The organism is Mesorhizobium sp. M1273 (assembly GCF_040318195.1).
Classification (GTDB): Bacteria; Pseudomonadota; Alphaproteobacteria; order Rhizobiales; family Rhizobiaceae; genus Mesorhizobium.
Window position 1 is genome coordinate 25,604 of the sequence record NZ_JAMYLV010000010.1, and the last position, 18,526, is coordinate 44,129.

An 18,526-nucleotide genomic window follows, 5' to 3' on the forward strand; every position below is an offset into this window, starting at 1 on the left:
GGCGGCCCGTTGGTGCCCTCCCGGCCAGTCCGGGCCGCTTTTCTCTGGGTTCCAGGGGATTTTACATGACGACGGTCTTCGAAAAAACCAAGGGTGGCGGGCCTGCTCGTTCGCAGGGGATCGCAATAGGTTTTCACGGCGTTTCGAAGCACTTTGGTTCAACGACCGCGTTGTCAGACATGAGCTTTGATGTCCGAGCGGCCACGATCCACGCGCTGGTGGGGCAGAACGGGGCAGGCAAGTCAACCGCCCTCGGCGTGCTGGCCGGCCGCAGCCCGCCGAGTGGTGGGAGCGTCGAGATCTTCGGCGAGGCGGCAAAACTGTCCGACCCTCGCAGAGCGCACGAAGCGGGCATCGTCGCAATCTATCAAGAACTCACAATCATCCCGCATTTGTCGGCGGTGGAGAATGTCTTCCTTGGCCAGATCCTGTCGTATGGCGGCTTCGCTTCGCCAGCGCGCATGAAGGCTCGCTTTCGCGAGCTGTGCGGTCTCTTCGGCGTATCGATTCCCGCGGATACCAGGGCGCGATACCTCTCGGTAGCCGACCAGCAGATTTTGGAAATCATGCGGGGCGTCCAGTCGGACGCCCGCATCCTGCTCTTTGATGAACCCACGGCATCGCTTGCGCCGGCCGAGCGAAGAGCCCTCTTTCGCCTGATGCGCGATCTTCGCGCTGCAGGGCATACGATGGTGTTCGTCTCGCACAATTTGGACGAAGTGTTCGAAATTGCGGACGACATAACCGTATTCCGTAACGGCCAGATGGTTGCTTCGAAGCCTGCGGCGGGATGGTCAAAGGGAACCCTCGTCGCCCAAATGCTCGGCGAAAGCATGACCGACATTTACCGCCGGCGAGAGGCTTCGGTGCCGTTCGGAGGTGACGTGCTGAAGGCTCGGAACGTTTCGGTGCCGGGTGCGATAAGGGACGTCGACATTTCAGTGCGAAAGGGAGAGATCGTCGGTGTCGCCGGGCTTGCAGGTGCCGGCCGCACGACGCTTCTTCGTGCGTTGGCGGGCGCCGAATCCAAGGCGACCGGGTCGCTCTGGATCGATGGGGCGCAGCATAGCTGGCCCAGACAACCGAAAGAGGCGCGGCGGCTTGGCATCGCCCTGGTGCCGGAAGAGCGCAAGACAGACGGGCTCGTCCTTGGCATGAGCTCATCCGAGAACATCGCCCTGCCGCGCCTGAAAGGCTGCAGCACCCTGGGCTTGCTTTCTGATGCGACGCTGAAGGAGGCCACCGAAGCGGCAGCTTTCACCTTCGGTCTCAATCCGGCGCGTCTTTCCGAGCCTGTTCGGAATTTGTCGGGCGGCAACCAGCAGAAGGCGCTATTGGCCCGATGGAAGTACTCGCCGCCGACCGTTCTCCTTGTCGACGAACCCACGCGCGGCATCGACATCGGCGCCAAAGCCGAAATTCTCGACGCGCTTCGACTGTTCTCCGATCTCGGCACGGGCGTCGTCGTCGTGTCGTCGGAGCTTGAGGAAATCGTATCGATCGCCGATCGTGTCATCGTGATGGCCGAGGGGCGGAAAGTGAAAGAACTCGTCGCTGATCGCAACGAAGTTTCTCTCAGCCGTATCCTCAGCGCGGCCTTCGACTTGGAGGACCATCATGTCTAGCTCACAGTCGAAAGCCCTCGGCGATAACCTCGCCGCTCCTGCGCCGACGGTCGAAAGCCAGACCGGCAATGTTCGACGCGAAACCCGACTGTCGCGGGCCAGCCGGCACGGTCTGCTGGCTTCGCTGTTTCTGCTGATCGTCGTTTCCGAGTATCTGTATCCGGGTTTCCTCATGCCTCAGAACATCAGGAACATCCTCGGTCAAAGCGCGCCGACCGGGATTGTTGCCGTGGGCATGACATTCGTCTTGATCACCGGGGGCTTCGATCTGTCAGTCGGATCGATTTACGCCGCGGGCGCCACGATCTATGCGAGCCTTGCCGTCGCAGGATGGCCGCTTGCGGAGGCTGCGGTGGCGACGATCGCCATCGGATCCCTGGCAGGTCTCACCAATGGCCTTATCGTGACCAAGCTGAACGTCAACGCATTTGTCGCGACGCTGGGCACGATGTCGGCATTCAGCGGACTTGCCTTGATCTACTCGAATTCGTCACCGTTCATCGCCCCCGATCCTGCTTTTGCCGTGCTTGGACGGGGACATATGCTTTCCATACCGATCTCAATCTGGATCCTGTTGGCGTTTCTCGTCGCGGGCCAACTGGTGCTGTCCCGAACGGTCTACGGGCGACAACTCTATGCGATCGGCGGTAACGACGAAGCGTCCCGCCTCGCAGGTCTTCGGACGGCGGCGCTGCGGACGTCAGCCTATGCTCTGTCGGGTGCGTGTGCCGCGATAGCCGGAATGCTCATAGCCTCCCGGCTTGGCATGGGACAGGCCGATATCGGGGCGGCAATGGCGCTTGATGCCATCGCCGTTGTGGTCATCGGCGGCACGTCTTTGCTGGGCGGCGAAGGCTCGATCTGGCGTACCGCGATCGGTCTGCTGATCGTCGCGGTCCTGACAAACCTGCTCGACTCGCTCGCGATCAGCTCGCACTACCAGCTTGTCATCAAAGGCACCATTATCATTGGCGCTGTCGCCGTGGATTCGCTTATTCGCTCCCGACGCTGATCGGTATTCCTGATCGCCCGGTCCGGCCGGGACGACGCTCCAGCCCTTCCGCCCGGAAACAAAGACAGTGCCTTCCTGGCAAAGTCGCTTGCCCAGACTTGGCTAAGCTCGCCTGCAACCGCCCGCAGGCAAACGATACCACGCGGCCATTGTGACCGTGTCGTCAGGGCGCGGGCAGGCGGGGTCAGCTACCAAATTTCAGGAGCGGAGCAAGGCGATGGCAAAGATACTGGTCCTCTACTACTCGAGCTGGGGCCATATGGAGCAGATGGCGAAGGCTGCGGCCGAAGGCGCAAGCGAGTCTGGCGCCCAGGTGACCGTCAAACGGGTGCAGGAACTGGTTCCGCAGGAGGTGGCCAAGGCCGCCTACTACAAACTCGACCAGGAGGCGCTGATCGCCGATCCACTCGAGCTCGAAAATTATGACGGCTTCGTCTTCGGCATTTCGACGCGCTTCGGCCTGATGGCCGCGCAGCTCAAGAACTTCCTCGACCAGACCGGACCGTTATGGATGAAGGGGGCGCTGGTCAACAAGGTGGCGACTGTCATGTCGTCGACGTCGACCCAGCACGGCGGTGCCGAGTTGGCGATCCTGACGACGCAGGCCACGTTGCAGCATCACGGCCTGATCATTGTGCCGCTCTCCTATGCCTACCAAGGCCAGATGGGCAATGACGTGGTGCGCGGCGGCTCGCCCTACGGCATGACCACGACTTCGAGCTCGGACGGGTCGCGCCAGCCGTCCGACCAGGAGCTCGATGGCGCCAGGTTTCAAGGCAAGCGGCTGGCGGAAATCGCCATCAAACTGCACGGCTGAGCCGCAATGACGTTCCAGAACGGACTCATGTGTCGGCGTCTCAAGAAAACTGGTGAATATCTGCATGGGTAAGATGGGAGCCAGCAGAATTCGCGTCGGTATCATCGGTGCCAATCCGGACCGCGGATGGGCGGCCGAGGCGCACATCCCCGCCTTGAAGTCGCTCTCGAATGACTTCGAGATAACGGCGTTGTCCACCAGCCGGCGTGAATCCGCCAATGCGGCCAGCAGGCTTTTTGAGGTGCCTGTCGCGTTCGATAATCATCAGGATCTCGTAAACAGAGCGGACGTGGACGTCGTCGTCATCACCGTGAAGGTACCCTATCACCTCGAACTGGCGACTGCAGCGCTCGAGGCAGGCAAGGCCGTGTATTGCGAATGGCCGCTCGGCAACGGCTTGAACGAGGCGGAGAACCTTGCCGCGCTGGCGAAGAAGAGGGGTGTCCTTGCCGTGGTCGGGCTGCAAGCTCGTTCTGCGCCGTCGGTGGCTTACGTGCGTGACCTGATCAAGCAAGGCTATGTTGGTGAGGTGCTTTCCACCTCATTGATCGCGTCGGGTATGGGCTGGGGACCGACGGTCGAGGCGTTCAACGCCTACCTCAACGACAGGAAAAACGGCGCGACCATGCTCTCGATACCGCTCGGCCACACTGCGGACGCGCTGTGTTACTGTCTCGGTGAGGTCCAAGAGCTCTCGGCCACGATGACCGCGCGCCGAAAGTCCTTTACGATCGTCGGCACGGCCGAGCGCCAGCCGATGAACACAGATGATCAGGTGTGCGTCACCGGACTGCTTGATGACGGGGCGGCGTTCTCCATCCACTATCGCGGCGGACTTTCGCGCGGCACGAATCTGCTCTGGGAGATCAACGGCACCGAGGGCGATCTGCAACTCACTGCCGTCGGTGGCCATGCCCAGATGTTCGAGATGACCGTCCGCGGTGGCAAGGGCGCGCAGACCGGGCTCGAAGTCTTGCCCGTGCCAGACGAGTATCGGTGGTCGCCGCCGCAAGGCCTTTCCACGAACGTCGCCCAGGCATACGCGCGTTTCGCCCGCGACTATCGCGAACGAACGCATTTCTGCCCAACGTTCGACGATGCCGTCGCGCGCCATCGCATGCTGAGCGCGATCGAGATAGCTGCGGCAACCGGTCAGCGTCAAACGCTCGGGTGAGGTAGCCGTGCGGTCGGCTCGTTTCTCGCCAGTGAAACCGTCCCGGTTGACCTCGGGCCGGGCTCCATACCGAGGTTAAGCGCGAGTTCCGCAGTTGGAGAGGCGGTCGCCTGGGCTGACAGACCCGACACTTCAGCCCTTCCGTCCTGAAACAAAGACAGTGCTTTCCGGGCAAAGTCTCTGGCTAAGACATGGCTAAGCTCTCCTCCACCATAGTGGGAGGAAAAGATGTTGAAATCGTTCAGTCACACCATGCCGACGCGGCGCGACGTCCTCAAGGTGTCAGCCGCAGGTGCTTTGTCATTTGTAGCGTTTCCCATGCCCGCCATTGCACAGGCGCGAACCATCAAGCTCGGCTATGTCAGTCCAAGATCCGGCCCGCTGGCACTTTTCGGTCAGGCTGACGAGTTCGTGCTCGGCACCGTCAAGTCCGCTCTCGACAAAGGCCTGCAGATTGGCGGCAAAGTCTTTCCGGTGGAAATTGTCTCCAAGGACACGCAATCCAACTCCAATCGCGCCGCAGAGGTCACGAGTGAACTGATCTTGAGCGACAAAGTTGACCTTGTGCTGGTGTCGTCTGCGCCGGAAACGGTCAACCCTGTCTCCGATCAATGTGAGTTGAACGGCACGCCCTGCATTTCAACCGTCGCGCCGTGGCAGGCCTGGATGTTCAACCGGGGAAGCAACCCCAAAACAGGATTCGAGAGCACGTTCCATTTCTTCTGGGGCCTGGAAGACATCATGTCGGTCTTCGCGAACATGTGGGATACGGTGACAACGAACCGGAAAGTCGGAGGGTTGTTTCCGAATGACGAAGATGGTCGCGCATGGAGTGACGATAAGAACGGAATTCCTGCTTTGCTGGGTCCGCGAAACTACGGCGTCGTGCCCTCTGGCTTTTATCGGAATCTCGGCGACGACTTTTCTGCCGTGATCGCGAAGTTCAAAGACGGTGGCTGTGAAATCGTATCCGGTGCGCCCCTGCCGCCCGATTTCACCACCTTCTGGACGCAAGCGCGCCAACAGGGCTTCCGCCCGAAGGCCGCCTCCATCGCCAAAGCGATCCTGTTCCCGGCCGCTGTCGAAGCCCTCGGCGATGCCGGCCACAACCTCTCAAGTGAGATCTGGTGGTCACCCTTCCATCCATTCCGCTCGTCACTTTCGGGCCTTAGCGCCGGTGAGTATGCGGCTGCCTATAGCCAGGCGACCGGCAAACAATGGACCCAACCGATCGGCTTTGCCCATGCGTTGTTCGAAGTCGCAGCGGACGTCTTGAAGCGGGCAGGTGAGCCTGGCGACGCGAGTGCGACTATCGCCGCGATATCAGATACCTCTCTGGACACGATTGTGGGAAAGGTCGACTGGAAGAACTCGGCCATCAAGAACGTCGCCAAGACGCCGCTTGTCGGTGGTCAATGGCGCCGCACCCCGAACGGCCCGCACGCCTACGACCTTGTCATCACGTCGAACCAGACGGCTCCGGAAATTCCGGCCGGGGCCGATTTCGAGGAACTTACCTACTAGGTCGTCGGCTCATGTTGCACATGGAAATCAAAGGGCTGCGCAAGTCGTTTGGTGCGGTGCGCGTCGCGGACGGAATTGACCTTGGTGTCGGGCGCGGAGAAGCCATTGGGATCATTGGACCCAATGGCGCGGGCAAGACCACCTTTTTCAATCTGATCGCGGGAGACCTGCACGGCGAAGCCGGTACCGTCGTCTTCAAGGGAGACGATGTGACGAGCTGGGGGGCGCGGCGGCGGGCGCGCGCCGGCATGGCGCGCACGTACCAAATTCCGCAGCCATTCAATGGCATGACGGTCTACGAGAACGTGCTGGTCGGTGCGGTCTTTGCCGGCGGCCGCTCTCAAAGCCAGTCCCGCCAATACTGCGAGGAGATCCTCCATCAGACACACTTGTCGGAACTTGCGAACAATGCGGCAAGCTCGCTCACGCTCCTGAACCGCAAAAGACTTGAGTTGGCGCGAGCGCTGGGTTCGTCGCCCGAACTCCTTCTGCTCGACGAGATCGCGGGCGGTCTGACCGACGCCGAATGTTCCGATCTGGTGAAGACGATCCTCGACATCAATGCCCGCGGCGTGACGGTCATCTGGATCGAGCACGTGGTTCATGCGCTGCTTGAGGTCGTAGGCCGTCTGGTCGTACTCAACGCCGGTTCGGTTCTGAGGGACGGCGAACCCCATCAGGTGATGCGGTCGCCCGATGTCCGCGAAATCTACCTCGGCGTCGAACCGGAACCCGACGGAGCCGCATCATGACGCTGTTGCACGTCGAAGATCTGAACGCTTTTTATGGCGACTTTCAAGCGCTTTTCGGCGTTGGGCTTGCCGTAGGCGAAGGGGAGTGCATCGCCGTCATCGGTTCAAACGGCGCGGGCAAATCAACTCTCCTCAGGTCGGTGGCCGGCCTGCACCGCGGCAAATCAGCCAAACGACTGAACTTCGCGGGCAGGGAGGTCGGCACGGTGGCGACGAATGAAATCGCCGCGTTCGGCATGACGCTCGTACCGGAGGGACGGCGGCTTTTCTCCTCCCTTACGGTTGAGGAGAACCTGACGATCGGCCGATCGGCTGGCCGCGCTGGCTACTGGAATCTTGCCCGTGTCTACGAGCTGTTTCCGGCGTTGCCCGAGCTCGCACGGCGGCAGGTGACGAGGCTTTCGGGCGGGCAGCAGCAGATGGTCGCGGTGGGCCGTGCGTTGATGACGAACCCAACACTCCTTCTTTGCGATGAGATTTCGCTTGGCCTGGCGCCCGTTGTCGTCAAGGGAATGTACGAAAACTTCAGGCGGGTGCGCGGCCAAGGCACGGCGCTGGTCGTTGTCGAGCAGGACATCGGCCAGGCACTTTCGGTTGCCGACCGTATCTACTGCCTGCGCAGGGGCGCCGTCGCGCTGAGCGGACGGCCCGCAGAATTCACGCGAGATCAGATCGCCGCTGCGTACTTCGGCGTGGCGGAGGCATGACATGAGCAATCCAGCCGACGTTATCGTTCAAGGAATCCTCCTCGGAGGCCTCTATGCCCTGTTCGCCACCGGCCTTTCTCTGGTGTTCGGGGTGATGAGGCTGGTGAACCTGGCGCATGGCGATTTTATAGTTGTCGCAGCCTTCGCGGCGTTCTGCGTCGTTTCTGCCGTCCCGATCCATCCTTTCGTGGCGATCGCCGCCGTCGTGCCGTTGATGGCCGGCCTCGGCTATCTTATTCAGCTCGGTCTGTTCAACCGGCTGCTTGGAAACGATCCGCTGCGCCCGCTGCTGGTGACGTTCGGAGTCTCGGTCGTTGTGCAGAACGTGCTGATGATGATCTTCTCGGCCGATACGCGCCGCCTTTCCGCCGGCTCGATCGAAACACAGAGCATCAACGTCGGCGCAGTTTCGGTCGGCGTGTATCCAGTTGTCGTGTTGTCGACAGCGTTGGCTGTGACGATGGCACTGCAGTGGATATTCTATTCGACTGCCCTTGGGCAAAGGCTTCGTGCGACATCCGACGATCCCGAGATCGTCGGCCTGGTCGGGATCAATCACCTGCGCGTCTTCGCCATTGCCAGCGCCATCGCATTCGCGGTGATCGGCGTCGCGGGCGTCCTGATGGCCGTTCGCGGCAACTTCGATCCGTTTATGGGTCCCGCCCGCCTCCTCGTCGCCTTCGAAGCCGTCATCATCGGCGGTCTCGGCAATTTCTGGGGAACCCTCGCCGGGGGCCTCGTGATCGGGCTTGCCCAGTCGATCGGGGCGGCCGTCGATCCAGCCTACCAAACGATAGCCGGTCATATCGTCTTTTTCGTCGTCTTGTTGCTTAGGCCGAACGGCCTCTTTCCGAAGGTAGCACACCAATGAACGAGACCAGCGGAGCGCTGCAAGCAAGCGGCTCGCAGATCGACGCCCATCCCGCCGGCAATTCCGAATTGCAGATCACCGTGCGCACGACGTTGGGAATCGTTTGCGTATGCATGCTCTTCACGTCCGCGCCCTGGATACTCGATTTGGCGGCCTTGCGCTTCAGCACCGATTTCCTCGTTTACCTGTCCCTCGCGGCAACATGGAACCTGCTCGCCGGCTACGGGGGGCTGATATCCGTCGGGCAACAGGCATATGTCGGTATCGGCGGATATGCCTTCTTCGCCTCACTTGTGTTCTTCGGTCTGCCACTGCCCGCCTCGATCCTCGTCGGCATGGCTTCGTCCGCCGCCGCTGCGCTTGTGTTTGCGCCATTGCTGCTTCGCCTGAAGGGACCACATTTTGCCATCGGAACATGGGTGATGGCCGAACTGTGCCTGCTCGCGGTCGCCAATATGCCCTATCTCGGAGGCGGTTCCGGAATGAGCCTTCCGGCGAGCGTCGCGAGACAGATCGCGGCAGACCGTGCCGGTCGTGAGGCGGTCATCTTCTTCTGCGCGCTTCTGCTGGCCTCCTCGTCGATCGTCGGCTCGTATCTGCTTCTCCGATCCAAGTGGGGTTTGGCGCTGACCGCGATGCGGGATTCCGAACGGGCCGCGGAGAGCCTCGGCGTCGACACGAGACGAATCAAGGTCGCCGTTTTCGTCGGCTGCGCCGCCATGGCCGGGGCGGTCGGCTGCGTCGTGTTCCTGAGCAAGCTGCGGATGACCCCTGATTCCGCATTCAGCCTGATCGACTGGACGGCCTATGTCGTGTTCATCGTCATCATCGGGGGAATCGGACGCATCGAAGGGCCGATTGTGGGAACCATCGTCTTTTTTGCCTTGCGGGGATTCCTCGCCGATCTCGGACCCCTTTATCTTATTGTCCTGGGCCTCGTTGCCATCCTCGTCATGTTGAAGGCCCCGCAAGGCCTTTGGGGGCTCGTGGCCGAGCGGTACAAAATCGCGGTGTTCCCGGTCGGGCGACGGGCACGGTAGGCGGTCGACTACATTCGCGGAGCCTGGCGGCGAGTTTCCAGAAATCTGCGCCAGCCAAGGCGCGACCGCAGAAGAACTTGCCGAGTCGGGGTGGTCGAGCGCGAGGAACATGCAGCCCTCGTAGCAGTTCACTCTCAACCGGCGATGTCCAGGAGCCGCAACCGCAAGAGGGCGTTGAAGCGGCTGAGGGCCACCTCGCGCTCCCCAATATGAAGGACATATGGTTTTAGACCGCACCTCACGCGCGGCGGCAATCACTCACTTCGAACATGAGGACACTCATACGTATCAACGCTCCAAAGGGCATGCGCCGACGTACGGCACTCGGGACGGGCAGCACTGGTTCGGATGTCTTTTTTTGGAAGGCTATGGCGTAGACGTAGTTCTCTATTCGCCGGCCCGCCGGGCGAGATTCGAACCGAAACTGTGTGTCCAAATCTCACTTAAGTCCGGTTTATTGGCCACCCACTCTAAAAGCGGACGGTCTCTTTACGGCCCCAAAAGCCGCCAGGCGGAAACGCACTGTGAGATGAACTCTGCCGCTTCCTGTTGGCCGAAATTGCAAGCGGGCCCGCTAACAATGGTTCAGACCCGGCGGATTAAACTCATGTTGGCTTCGCGATCGGCTCATCGCTGCCGACAATCGGTGACCTATGTAAAGGGGCATGTCCAAGCTCCGAAAAATCAATGCAACAGCGAATCTGATTGGAGAGTGGCCTCTAACCACGGCTGCAACGCTTGGATCGTCCGTCAGAGCGAGGGGTATTTTTCTCGAAATACGCGCCAGCCTTCCAGCGGAATTCAGGAAACTGCTCCACATCGAGTCCCGCGTGCTTACCCTGCGCCTGTCTGAGGGCGCCGAGACTGATGTGCAGGTGGCATTCGAGATCGTAGCCAAAGCAATGCAGAAGATCGAAGGCCTGCCCGTAATTCCCCGTGAAATCGAGGACATTCTGACGATCTCGACGGCCGAACGACACCGCTGGCTGAAAGATGGTCGTTTGCAGAGCGCCGGGACCAAAACGGTGAAACTCCGCGGGCGGGCAAGGAACATCACCTTTCACGTGTTCGAGCCGCAGCACGTGGAGGATGTGCTTGACCGCGACCTGGTTACGGTCTGGCGCGAGCAGGACGCAGCGACAGCTGCAGAGAATAGGCGGCGAGCCGCGGGGAAGGCGGCTATGAAGCGCGCCCAAAGAAACGATCGTGGAACTGCTGCTTCAGCTGGCTATGGCCCCGATGAGAACTCGCACTCCAGTTTGCGCGGCTGGGAAGATTTTGAGAAGGACGGACTCCTGCGCTGATAGGCCGGGCGCACAAGCAGTTTAAGACGTTTGCCTGCGCCGTGCGAGATGCGCAAGGAGGGCCACCAAACGCATCGCGTTCAGGACCCGCTTCGCAGGGACACCGCCCTTGCGCGCCATCTCGACACCCCAATGCATGTGGTCGAGCTCGCGGATCGAATGAGCGTCCGGATTGATGCTGAAGATGCAGCCCTGATCGAGTGCCTTTTGATGCCAGCGCCAGTCGAGGTCGAGTCGCCACGGATGTGCGTTGATTTCGACAGCGACACCATGTTTCGCACACGCTTTGAGGACTTTGTCGACGTCGAGATCATAACCGGGCCGGCGCAACAGCTGACGACCGGTCATGTGCCCGATGATTGTCGTCCGAGGATTTCCGATCGCCTCGATGATACGCTCCGTCTGTTCCTTCTTGGGCAACTTGAAGCGGCTGTGCACGCTCGCGACGACGAAATCGAACGTCTCCAAGATATCATTTGGGTAATCGAGCGAGCCATCCGCCAGGATGTCCGCCTCGATGCCCTTCAAAATGCGAAATTTTCCATTGTATGCCTTGTTCAGCCGGTCAGCTTCGCGGTGCTGTTCGGCAATCTCCTGCAACGAAAGGCCGCCTGCGTAGTGAGCGGACTGCGAATGATCGGCGACACCATAGTATTCGAATCCGCGCTTCCGAGTGGCTTCAGCCATTGCCTCAAGCGTTTCGGTGCCATCGGATGCGGTCGTGTGAGAATGCAGGATGCCATGCAGATCTTCATCCCGAACGAGAACGGGTAGCTTCCGCTTTGCGGCTCGCTCAATCTCGTTCCTGCCTTCGCGCAATTCCGGCTCGATAAACTGCAAGTCCAGAGCTTGGTAGATTTCTTCTTCTGTCGCTGACGCGATCAGTTTTCTCCCGCGATGAAGCCCGTCGGCGTTTAGGGTGAACCCCTTATTGGCCGCGAACGTCTTCAGTTGCTCGAGATGGTCTGCCGAACCGGTTGCTTCGAGCAGGCTCGCCCCAAAGTGCTTCCTGTCAGTAACAACAAGCCTGAGGGTCGTATCCTCGGTTCCAGTCGACTTTCTGCCCTGCGCTACCAGGGCGAAGTCGGAAACGAGCTCGCAACCGCGCCGGAAGTCACCTGCAATTTCGACGCGCGAAAACTCTGGATGCTCTTGCTTCACCGATATGACCGCATGTTCGAGAAGCGCGGCGGCCTTGTGCAGGTGAAGTTGTGTTTCGCCGCTTCGCACGATGGCCAAGTTCTGCAGGACTTTTGCCTGAAGCGCGGCGCCTAGGCCTTTCACTGGGCGTATGCGGTCTTCTCTTGCTGCGGCCTCGAGCTCCGCCAGCGAGTTCACGCCGAGCGCCTGATGAAGCTTCAGTATCTTATCAGGACAAAGCCCCAGGTATGGCAAACAGCTCCAGCACGCCCGCTGGAACATCCTCGCGCAGCTTCTCAAGACTTGGGTGCGTGCCGGTTTGGTAGAGCTTGGTCACGATGTCTGCGATCGCGTCACCGATCCCCGGGATCTTAGTGAGGGCGCCGGCGGCGATGATGCGATCAAGCGGCTGCGACAGCGCCGTCAGACTGTCTGCCGCGCGCATGTAAGCTTTTGTGCGATACGGATTGTCGTCGCGCATGGACGATCGTTGCGCGTATTCCCTCAAAAGACTGGCGGCGGTCCTCGGATCGATTTTTGCCATGGCTTCAGCCAAACGACGCCGATCTCCGCAGGTTCCAATCAGGCAAGGCCATGAGCGCCGCGTTGCCCTTTGAATCCCGGCTTTGCTGGCTCTTCTGCGTCGCGCGCTACAGATTGGGCAAGGATTGGTCAGCGCGACCCCATCCCGCCAGAGCTTTGGAGGCTGCGCGCTTCTTTAATTCAGGAGCATCGCCCACGTGGAAATGAGAGGGCGCATCTATTGTCTTCATCTCCGCCCACGTGATCGGTGCGGCGACAGGAGCACCCGGACGTGATCTTGCGCTGTAGGGCATGATCGCAGTCGCCCCGCGCTGATTGCGTAGATAGTCCACAAAGATGCGACCCTTGCGGCGCGCCTTTGACAACACGGCCGTGAAATGGGCCGGATCGCTCTGGGCGACCGCTTGCGCCAGGCGAAACGCGAAGTCCTTCACCTCCGGCCACTCGGCGCCAGGGGTGAGCGGCGCGATGACGTGCACTCCTTTGCCCCCCGTCAGCATCGGGAAAGTCGTAAGCCCTAGCGATTTAAGGATAGAGCGGAACTGAAAGGCAGCCGCGCGGACAGCCTCAAAATCCAGGCCTTCATCTGGGTCGAGGTCGAATACGAGGCGGTCGGCCTTTTCGACATCCTCGATCCGAGCCCCCCATCCATGCAGCTCAATCGTTCCCATCTGGACGCAAGTCATCAATCCGTCGGCATCGTCGACATAGAGATATGGTTCCTCGTGCCCGTCCTTCTCCGTGATGCCGACGTGGTGAACTTTGTCGCCAAAGCTTCCGGCGTCGTGTTTTTGGAAGAAGCACTTCTTCGCGCGGCCCTGTGGGCATCGAACCAGGCTGATCGGCCGGCTGCCAACCCAAGGAAGCATGATCGCCGCGACCGCTGCGTAATGGTCGGCGAGCTGTCCCTTGGTGATGTTGGACTCCGGATAGATGACGCGGTCACGGTTGCTTATCGCGATGGCGGTCGTCGCAGATGCCGCGAGGTCGCTTGCATGACGTTCCGTCTCGAGCACGACCGCCTCCGGCTTCTTGTCTTCGCGGAGACCAAGATAGCTCGGATGTCGCAACGTCCCTTCATTTGTCATTTCGGTGAACGCAATCTCAGCGACCAGTTTCGGACGGAGCCAGTGTGCGCCGCGCACTTCGGCGCGTGGTGCGTCGACGGTTGCGGCCTTCTGCTCAAGCGGCGCCATGATCTTCAAGAGACGAAGAAGTTCAGCGGTATCGAAGCCGGTGCCGACTTTCCCGGCGTAACGCAGCTTGCCGCCGTCATGAACGCCAAGGATCAAGGACCGAAACGCGCGGACCTTGTCGGACGGCGTCCAGCCGACAATCACAAACTCCTGCCGCCTGATGCATTTGATCTTCAGCCAGCTTGCGCCGCGGGCCGCCACATAACTCGAATCCGCGAGCTTTGAGATGACGCCCTCAAGGCCGGCTGCGCAGAAGCGATCGAGCAGCTCTTCTCCGCGACCGAGGATATGGTCGGAGTAACGAAGGACCGGATTTTTCGCGGGCAAGATCGCCTCCAGCTTCGCCTTGCGATCAAGAAGAGAAAGCCTTGTCAGATCGTCCCCGTCGAGCTGCAGCAGATCGAACGCATAAAAGTCGATAGTCGTCGGGGCAGCCTTCAATGCCTTCTGAAGCGCCTGGAAGTTAGATCTTCCTTCCGCATCGACAACCACAGCCTCCCCGTCAATCAGGGCGGAGCGCACCTTGAGCTTGCAAGCCTCAGAGAGGATCGAGGGAAAGCGGCTAGACCAATCCAGACCAGATCGTGTGTAGGCTCGCGCTTCGCCGCCGCCGACGGCAACGAGAATACGATAGCCGTCGTATTTCATCTCATGGATCCAACGATCGCCGGCAGGGACCCTGTCCACGAGCGTTGCGAGCTGGAGCGGCCGGAAAGCAGGCGGCGCTAAAGTGACCTCGTCGCGAGCGGGCGACTTCGCTCGACTAGCGCTCGACCCATTGATTGCCTTGCGCGACGTTGGCTTGACCACCCTGACCTAAACCATACTCAGAGACGAATAGCGTTTCGCGTCCAACGCGCGACTACTTCTTTAGTTTCGTTGCCGGCCGTATTGAGCTTTTCGCGATGATTTGCCGACCCGCTTGATTGGCGCCTCGGCCTGAGGCCGTGATTCCTGGGTCCGGCCCTTCATGTCCCCAATTTGCGCGCACAGCTCACTGGCAATAATCAAGCGCAGGAACGTGCCCTCAAATGCCGCCACAGCGTATCCGCTTTGTGCCATCGGCTTTAGAAGCCCGGTTGGCCTCCGTCGAGGGAGCAGACTTTCCGCAGCTTTTCGCCAGCGACGGATCCTTTGCTAATCGCGCATTTGAAGCCTATGCTCGCTCATCGGCCGCCAGCGCTTCGGATGCAGCCGACCGTAAGAGGGAGACATGCTCTTGCCCGTCAGGGAGAGAGCCATGCCACAGTCCCTTCTTCGAAATCATGTGTTGAAAACCCTCTCGTCTGAGGACTTTGCCCTTTTGCAGCCATCGCTGCGTCAGGTCGAACTCGGGATCAAAACGTGGCTGGAGGTCGCACATCGGCCCATCGAGCATGTGTATTTCCCGGAGATGGGTATTGCTTCGGTGGTCGCCACCTTGACCGGGGGGCGGCAAAGCGAAGTCGGCCTTATCGGCCATGACGGCATGACAGGGATTGCTGTCATTCTCGGCCAGGACAGTTCTCCCAATGAAACCTATATCCAGGTTGCCAGCAATGGTTGGACCCTGCCCGTTGGAAGTCTTCGCTCTGCGATTGCGGCAAGCCAATCCCTTCGCGAGTCACTGCTTCGCTATGCCCACGCGTTCCTCGTCCAGTCGTCCCGGACCGCATTGGTCAACGGTCATTCGAAAATCGAAGAGCGGCTGGCCCGCTGGCTACTGATGGTCCAAGACCGCACCGATGGAAACAAGATCTACCTGACGCATGAATTTCTGGCGACGATGCTTGGTGCCCGGCGCCCTGGCGTTACCATCGCCCTCCAAATGCTTGAATATCGGGGGCTCGTTCACGCCAAACGCGGCGAGATCACAATTGTCGATCGCGTTGGAATGATAAAACTCACGCACGGTGCTTACGGCGAGGAGGAGCAAAGTCACTTCGGCCTTGCCTCCGCCTGATTGTTCGGAATCAGACAGACCCTTGCAGGCTGCGGAATTCCTGCCGTAAATCGCGTTGAGGGTTTTAGGGAGGTTTTCTCGATGGCCAGGAGTTTTCACACCGTCACAGTTGAAAGCGCCGCTGAAGCCTACGTCCTCTCCCGAGGCAAGGCCCGTTTTCTCTCCATCGCGCAGGCAATCCGCGCCATCCGAACACTCATGCCGGCATGCAGGGCTACCGACCGCGACCTGGAGGAGTTGGTGGCGGCAGCATCCATTATTCACGGTGTGCCCGTCGCGTTCGACTTAAAAACAGCCGTGGCCGCAGAACCACGGCTCCATTCATAGGGCCGGTGATGCCTGCGCTCGCGCAGACGCCTACCTTATCGGACGTTCGCCAAGCGATTGTCCGCCACCTGATCGACAACATCGGCAGTCCGAGCATTTCGATATCCGAGGTTAGCCGGAATGTGAGGAGAATGCTTCCGCTCTGCGAACTCACGGATTGGGAACTTGGCGATGTCATTGCGCGAAGCGCGGTCGATGCGGGATTTGCGATTGAACTTGACGGGGTGGGTCCCTGAAACGCCTGTCGAGGCCCAGTATCGTCGACGTTTTCGCGCCGTGTGATCTTCTTGATTGAGCCTTGCACTCCCGAAGCGCGCCGCAATTTCCTCCGCCGCCATGACGTGTGGACAAGGTCACGGTAGACAAATGACCTCTCCGCCGCATTGGAATGCTAGCCTACCCATCGACTACATCAGGCAAAGCATCTTCGACGACGCTCAAATTCCTATCGAAAGCCTCGATATCGGATGCGTTGGCGCGCAGAGACCGCACCTTGTTCAGGATCGCCGCTACCGCCGCTTCTTTGTCGGGCGCTATGCGTGCTGTCACTGCTTTGGCCGCCAAAGCGGAAAAATCTATTGCGGCATAGGCTGGTACGTCTGCAGCGTCTGTTGCTTTCAGCCTTTCTTTTACGATTGCGCGCCGGCCCGGCGACGGAGCTATACGGCCTGCTTTTGCGGCAAATGTCGCGCCGCGCCGCAGGCGGGCCTGCAAGAGGCCTGAGCGATACGCGGGTGCTGTCGGCACAATCGTCAGGAGCACAGGAGATGGAACCGCCGCAGAGGAGTCCGCGGCAGGGCTTTTCGTCCGCGAAACGTCGGTAGAGGCGGGTAGGGGTATGAACGCGCGTTTGGCGAGCTGGCCGTCGGCGAAATAGAAATTGCGCGTGCCGAGGATCGGCAGTTCCCCACGCGGCAATATGATGACCTTGTTCTTGTCGAGGGTGCGGATTTCATCTGGCCGCATCAGGGGCCGCCGCACTTCCTTGCGGTGCTCCGAGCGCGTGTAATAAGTGTCGAACAACGTTGCCTTGGTGCGCGTCACGTCCTTTTGCACGTCCGACGTTTCGCCGAGCTGCTCGGAAACGTAGCGCAGATCGTCCGCATCCTGCGCACCAAAAAAGATCTGCACGCGAGCAGCGTTGATGAGCGTCTTGCGCCCTTCCTGGCGATAAATCTCGTCCACAGCCTTCAGCGACTGCACGAAAAACCACATGGAAACGCCGTTGCCGCCGAGTACGCTCGCCATTTCGGTCACGTTCTCGAGCTTGCCGAGGTTCTGGAACTCGTCGAGCAGCACAAGCACTGGATGCTCGCCCGGCTGCGGCAGGCTTTCCGACATGAAGTTCATCATCTGCGTAATCAGGACATTGAACAGCGGTCCAAGCGACGTGATCTGCTCACGCCGCACGTCGAGATAAAGAGAAATCCGGTCTCGCTTGAGGTTGCGAATATCGAACGTGCTGCGCGAGGTAGCTCGCATCAGGCGCTCGTTGAGAAAGGGGGCCATGCCGGTCCGGACGCCGGCGTAGATCCCGGAAAACTGCCGCTCAGACATCTCGAAATATGGCAGCAGGGTTTGCAGCGTAAAATGCGAGCATTCGCGGCGGCGTTCCTCGCGCAGCGAGCCGATGAATTCGAGGAGCGGCTGCTCGGCACCGTTCATGATCTCAAGGATCGTGGCGAAGGTCTTCTTCTCGTTCGGGATCGCAGGCGATTCCATGACGAAGGACGCGATGCCGGTAAAAAGGAGGCGGGCGTCGTTAACCCAATAGGGATCCGCGTTGGACGGGGGGCGCGGAAACAGCGCCGCAGCGATATTGCGAAGGTCGATGTCGCGCTGTGCAGAATCCAGCGAGATGAAGTCCATCGGATTGTAGCAGGCGTTATTGCCGCCCGGGTCAGCCGGCGCGAAGCGCACCACACGGCTGATGGTTGAACGATAACCGGCAGTCGCCGCATAGGTCTCGCCTCGCAGGTCGAGAACCACGAGCGAATGCGGCCAGGTCAACGCGTTCGGGATGATGAGTGACGTGCCTTTACCGGAGCGCGGCGGCCCTATGACGAAGCCGCCGACATCATCGCCATCAATCCACAATTTCTTGCCGCCGATCAGCTTGCGCTGCATCAGGCGGATCTTGCCGGAGCGCTGATCGCGGCCGGGCGACAGGATTTCGGTAAGCCTGCCGCCGGCTCGACCGACGAAGACGCCGCCAACTTTCGTCAGGCCGGTTTTTGATACGTCGCTCATAGTCATGAAGCGAGAGTCATTGCGCTTTCTCGGGCGCATGAGAAACAGGCCGACCAGGGGCGCAAGAAACCCTAATGCTCCCGCTGGAACGGCGTATTGTATCCGGCCAAAATTCCTCGCCATCGTGTCCGCCCAGGCCTGACGAACGACCGGCAACGGATTGGCGTTCAGCTGGTCGAACAAGACGTGGGAGCCAGTCCGGTACCAATCCGTCGCGGCATAGGCGACGGTGAAGACCAGGGCGCCCAGGGCCATCGCCATGAGCACCGTGAAAATTGCTGTTGCGATTTTCTGCATGGATG

At 60.3% G+C, this 18,526-nt stretch carries 14 protein-coding genes and 1 pseudogene; 12 read left to right on the forward strand and 3 right to left on the reverse strand.

Going from position 1 to position 18,526, the window contains the following annotated elements:
* Positions 1–65 precede the first annotated feature (65 nt).
* The 10 genes from NKH30_RS13120 (at position 66) to NKH30_RS13165 (ending at position 10,826) form a co-directional block, all read left to right on the forward strand.
* Entirely contained in the window at positions 66–1,625 is a 1,560-nt protein-coding gene (locus NKH30_RS13120; RefSeq protein ID WP_352995696.1) for a sugar ABC transporter ATP-binding protein, read from the forward strand.
* Positions 1,626–1,797: 172 nt separating this feature from the next.
* Entirely contained in the window at positions 1,798–2,637 is an 840-nt protein-coding gene (locus NKH30_RS13125; protein WP_352980275.1) for an ABC transporter permease, read from the forward strand.
* Positions 2,638–2,854: 217 nt separating this feature from the next.
* The gene (gene wrbA, locus NKH30_RS13130; RefSeq protein ID WP_352980274.1) at positions 2,855–3,454 is read left to right on the forward strand and encodes an NAD(P)H:quinone oxidoreductase; all 600 of its coding nucleotides are present in this window, start codon (positions 2,855–2,857) and stop codon (positions 3,452–3,454) included.
* Positions 3,455–3,518: 64 nt separating this feature from the next.
* Positions 3,519–4,628, forward strand: coding sequence for a Gfo/Idh/MocA family protein (locus tag NKH30_RS13135; RefSeq protein WP_352995698.1), 1,110 nt, complete (start codon positions 3,519–3,521; stop codon positions 4,626–4,628).
* Positions 4,629–4,880: 252 nt separating this feature from the next.
* Positions 4,881–6,152 (forward strand): ABC transporter substrate-binding protein, encoded by a 1,272-nt coding sequence (locus NKH30_RS13140; protein WP_352980319.1) that lies wholly within the window; start codon positions 4,881–4,883, stop codon positions 6,150–6,152.
* A gap of 11 nt (positions 6,153–6,163) precedes the next feature.
* Positions 6,164–6,904, forward strand: a complete 741-nt coding sequence (locus tag NKH30_RS13145; protein ID WP_352656945.1) for an ABC transporter ATP-binding protein — start codon at positions 6,164–6,166, stop codon at positions 6,902–6,904.
* Positions 6,901–7,611 (forward strand): ABC transporter ATP-binding protein, encoded by a 711-nt coding sequence (locus tag NKH30_RS13150; RefSeq protein ID WP_352980272.1) that lies wholly within the window; start codon positions 6,901–6,903, stop codon positions 7,609–7,611. Before NKH30_RS13145 ends, NKH30_RS13150 begins: the two co-directional genes overlap by 4 nt.
* Before the next feature lies 1 nt (position 7,612).
* Positions 7,613–8,482 (forward strand): branched-chain amino acid ABC transporter permease, encoded by an 870-nt coding sequence (locus NKH30_RS13155; protein WP_352656939.1) that lies wholly within the window; start codon positions 7,613–7,615, stop codon positions 8,480–8,482.
* Positions 8,479–9,522 carry a branched-chain amino acid ABC transporter permease gene (locus tag NKH30_RS13160; protein WP_352656936.1) on the forward strand — a complete coding sequence of 348 codons (1,044 nt, stop codon included), beginning with the start codon at positions 8,479–8,481 and terminating at the stop codon, positions 9,520–9,522. Before NKH30_RS13155 ends, NKH30_RS13160 begins: the two co-directional genes overlap by 4 nt.
* A gap of 665 nt (positions 9,523–10,187) precedes the next feature.
* Positions 10,188–10,826 (forward strand): hypothetical protein, encoded by a 639-nt coding sequence (locus tag NKH30_RS13165; protein ID WP_352845476.1) that lies wholly within the window; start codon positions 10,188–10,190, stop codon positions 10,824–10,826.
* A gap of 21 nt (positions 10,827–10,847) precedes the next feature.
* On the opposite strand, the pseudogene NKH30_RS13170 reads toward NKH30_RS13165, so the two are convergent.
* Together NKH30_RS13170 and ligD are read right to left on the reverse strand one after the other, a co-directional pair.
* Positions 10,848–12,510, reverse strand: a pseudogene (locus NKH30_RS13170) (DNA polymerase/3'-5' exonuclease PolX).
* 106 nt (positions 12,511–12,616) lie between these two features.
* Positions 12,617–14,515 (reverse strand): DNA ligase D, encoded by a 1,899-nt coding sequence (ligD, locus tag NKH30_RS13180; protein ID WP_352995705.1) that lies wholly within the window; start codon positions 14,513–14,515, stop codon positions 12,617–12,619.
* A gap of 430 nt (positions 14,516–14,945) precedes the next feature.
* Between ligD and NKH30_RS13185 the strand changes: the two genes are divergently transcribed.
* Both NKH30_RS13185 and NKH30_RS13190 read left to right on the forward strand, forming a co-directional pair.
* Positions 14,946–15,647, forward strand: coding sequence for a Crp/Fnr family transcriptional regulator (locus tag NKH30_RS13185; protein ID WP_352656931.1), 702 nt, complete (start codon positions 14,946–14,948; stop codon positions 15,645–15,647).
* Positions 15,648–15,728: 81 nt separating this feature from the next.
* Positions 15,729–15,974 carry a hypothetical protein gene (locus tag NKH30_RS13190; protein ID WP_352995707.1) on the forward strand — a complete coding sequence of 82 codons (246 nt, stop codon included), beginning with the start codon at positions 15,729–15,731 and terminating at the stop codon, positions 15,972–15,974.
* 396 nt (positions 15,975–16,370) lie between these two features.
* Here the strand turns inward: NKH30_RS13190 and NKH30_RS13195 are convergent, their stop codons facing one another.
* Positions 16,371–18,521: a type IV secretory system conjugative DNA transfer family protein gene (locus NKH30_RS13195; RefSeq protein ID WP_352980270.1), complete on the reverse strand. Its 2,151-nt coding sequence runs from the start codon at positions 18,519–18,521 to the stop codon at positions 16,371–16,373.
* Positions 18,522–18,526: the final 5 nt, after the last annotated feature.

Coding starts and splice junctions, on each gene's coding strand:
- NKH30_RS13120 (WP_352995696.1), top strand. CDS start 66: ATGACGACGGTCTTCGAAAAAACCAAGGGTGGCGGGCCTGCTCGTTCG.
- NKH30_RS13125 (WP_352980275.1), top strand. CDS start 1,798: ATGCCTCAGAACATCAGGAACATCCTCGGTCAAAGCGCGCCGACCGGG.
- wrbA (WP_352980274.1), top strand. CDS start 2,855: ATGGCAAAGATACTGGTCCTCTACTACTCGAGCTGGGGCCATATGGAG.
- NKH30_RS13135 (WP_352995698.1), top strand. CDS start 3,519: ATGGGTAAGATGGGAGCCAGCAGAATTCGCGTCGGTATCATCGGTGCC.
- NKH30_RS13140 (WP_352980319.1), top strand. CDS start 4,881: ATGCCGACGCGGCGCGACGTCCTCAAGGTGTCAGCCGCAGGTGCTTTG.
- NKH30_RS13145 (WP_352656945.1), top strand. CDS start 6,164: ATGTTGCACATGGAAATCAAAGGGCTGCGCAAGTCGTTTGGTGCGGTG.
- NKH30_RS13150 (WP_352980272.1), top strand. CDS start 6,901: ATGACGCTGTTGCACGTCGAAGATCTGAACGCTTTTTATGGCGACTTT.
- NKH30_RS13155 (WP_352656939.1), top strand. CDS start 7,613: ATGAGCAATCCAGCCGACGTTATCGTTCAAGGAATCCTCCTCGGAGGC.
- NKH30_RS13160 (WP_352656936.1), top strand. CDS start 8,479: ATGAACGAGACCAGCGGAGCGCTGCAAGCAAGCGGCTCGCAGATCGAC.
- NKH30_RS13165 (WP_352845476.1), top strand. CDS start 10,188: ATGTCCAAGCTCCGAAAAATCAATGCAACAGCGAATCTGATTGGAGAG.
- NKH30_RS13185 (WP_352656931.1), top strand. CDS start 14,946: ATGCCACAGTCCCTTCTTCGAAATCATGTGTTGAAAACCCTCTCGTCT.
- NKH30_RS13190 (WP_352995707.1), top strand. CDS start 15,729: ATGGCCAGGAGTTTTCACACCGTCACAGTTGAAAGCGCCGCTGAAGCC.
- NKH30_RS13195 (WP_352980270.1), bottom strand. CDS start 18,521: ATGCAGAAAATCGCAACAGCAATTTTCACGGTGCTCATGGCGATGGCC.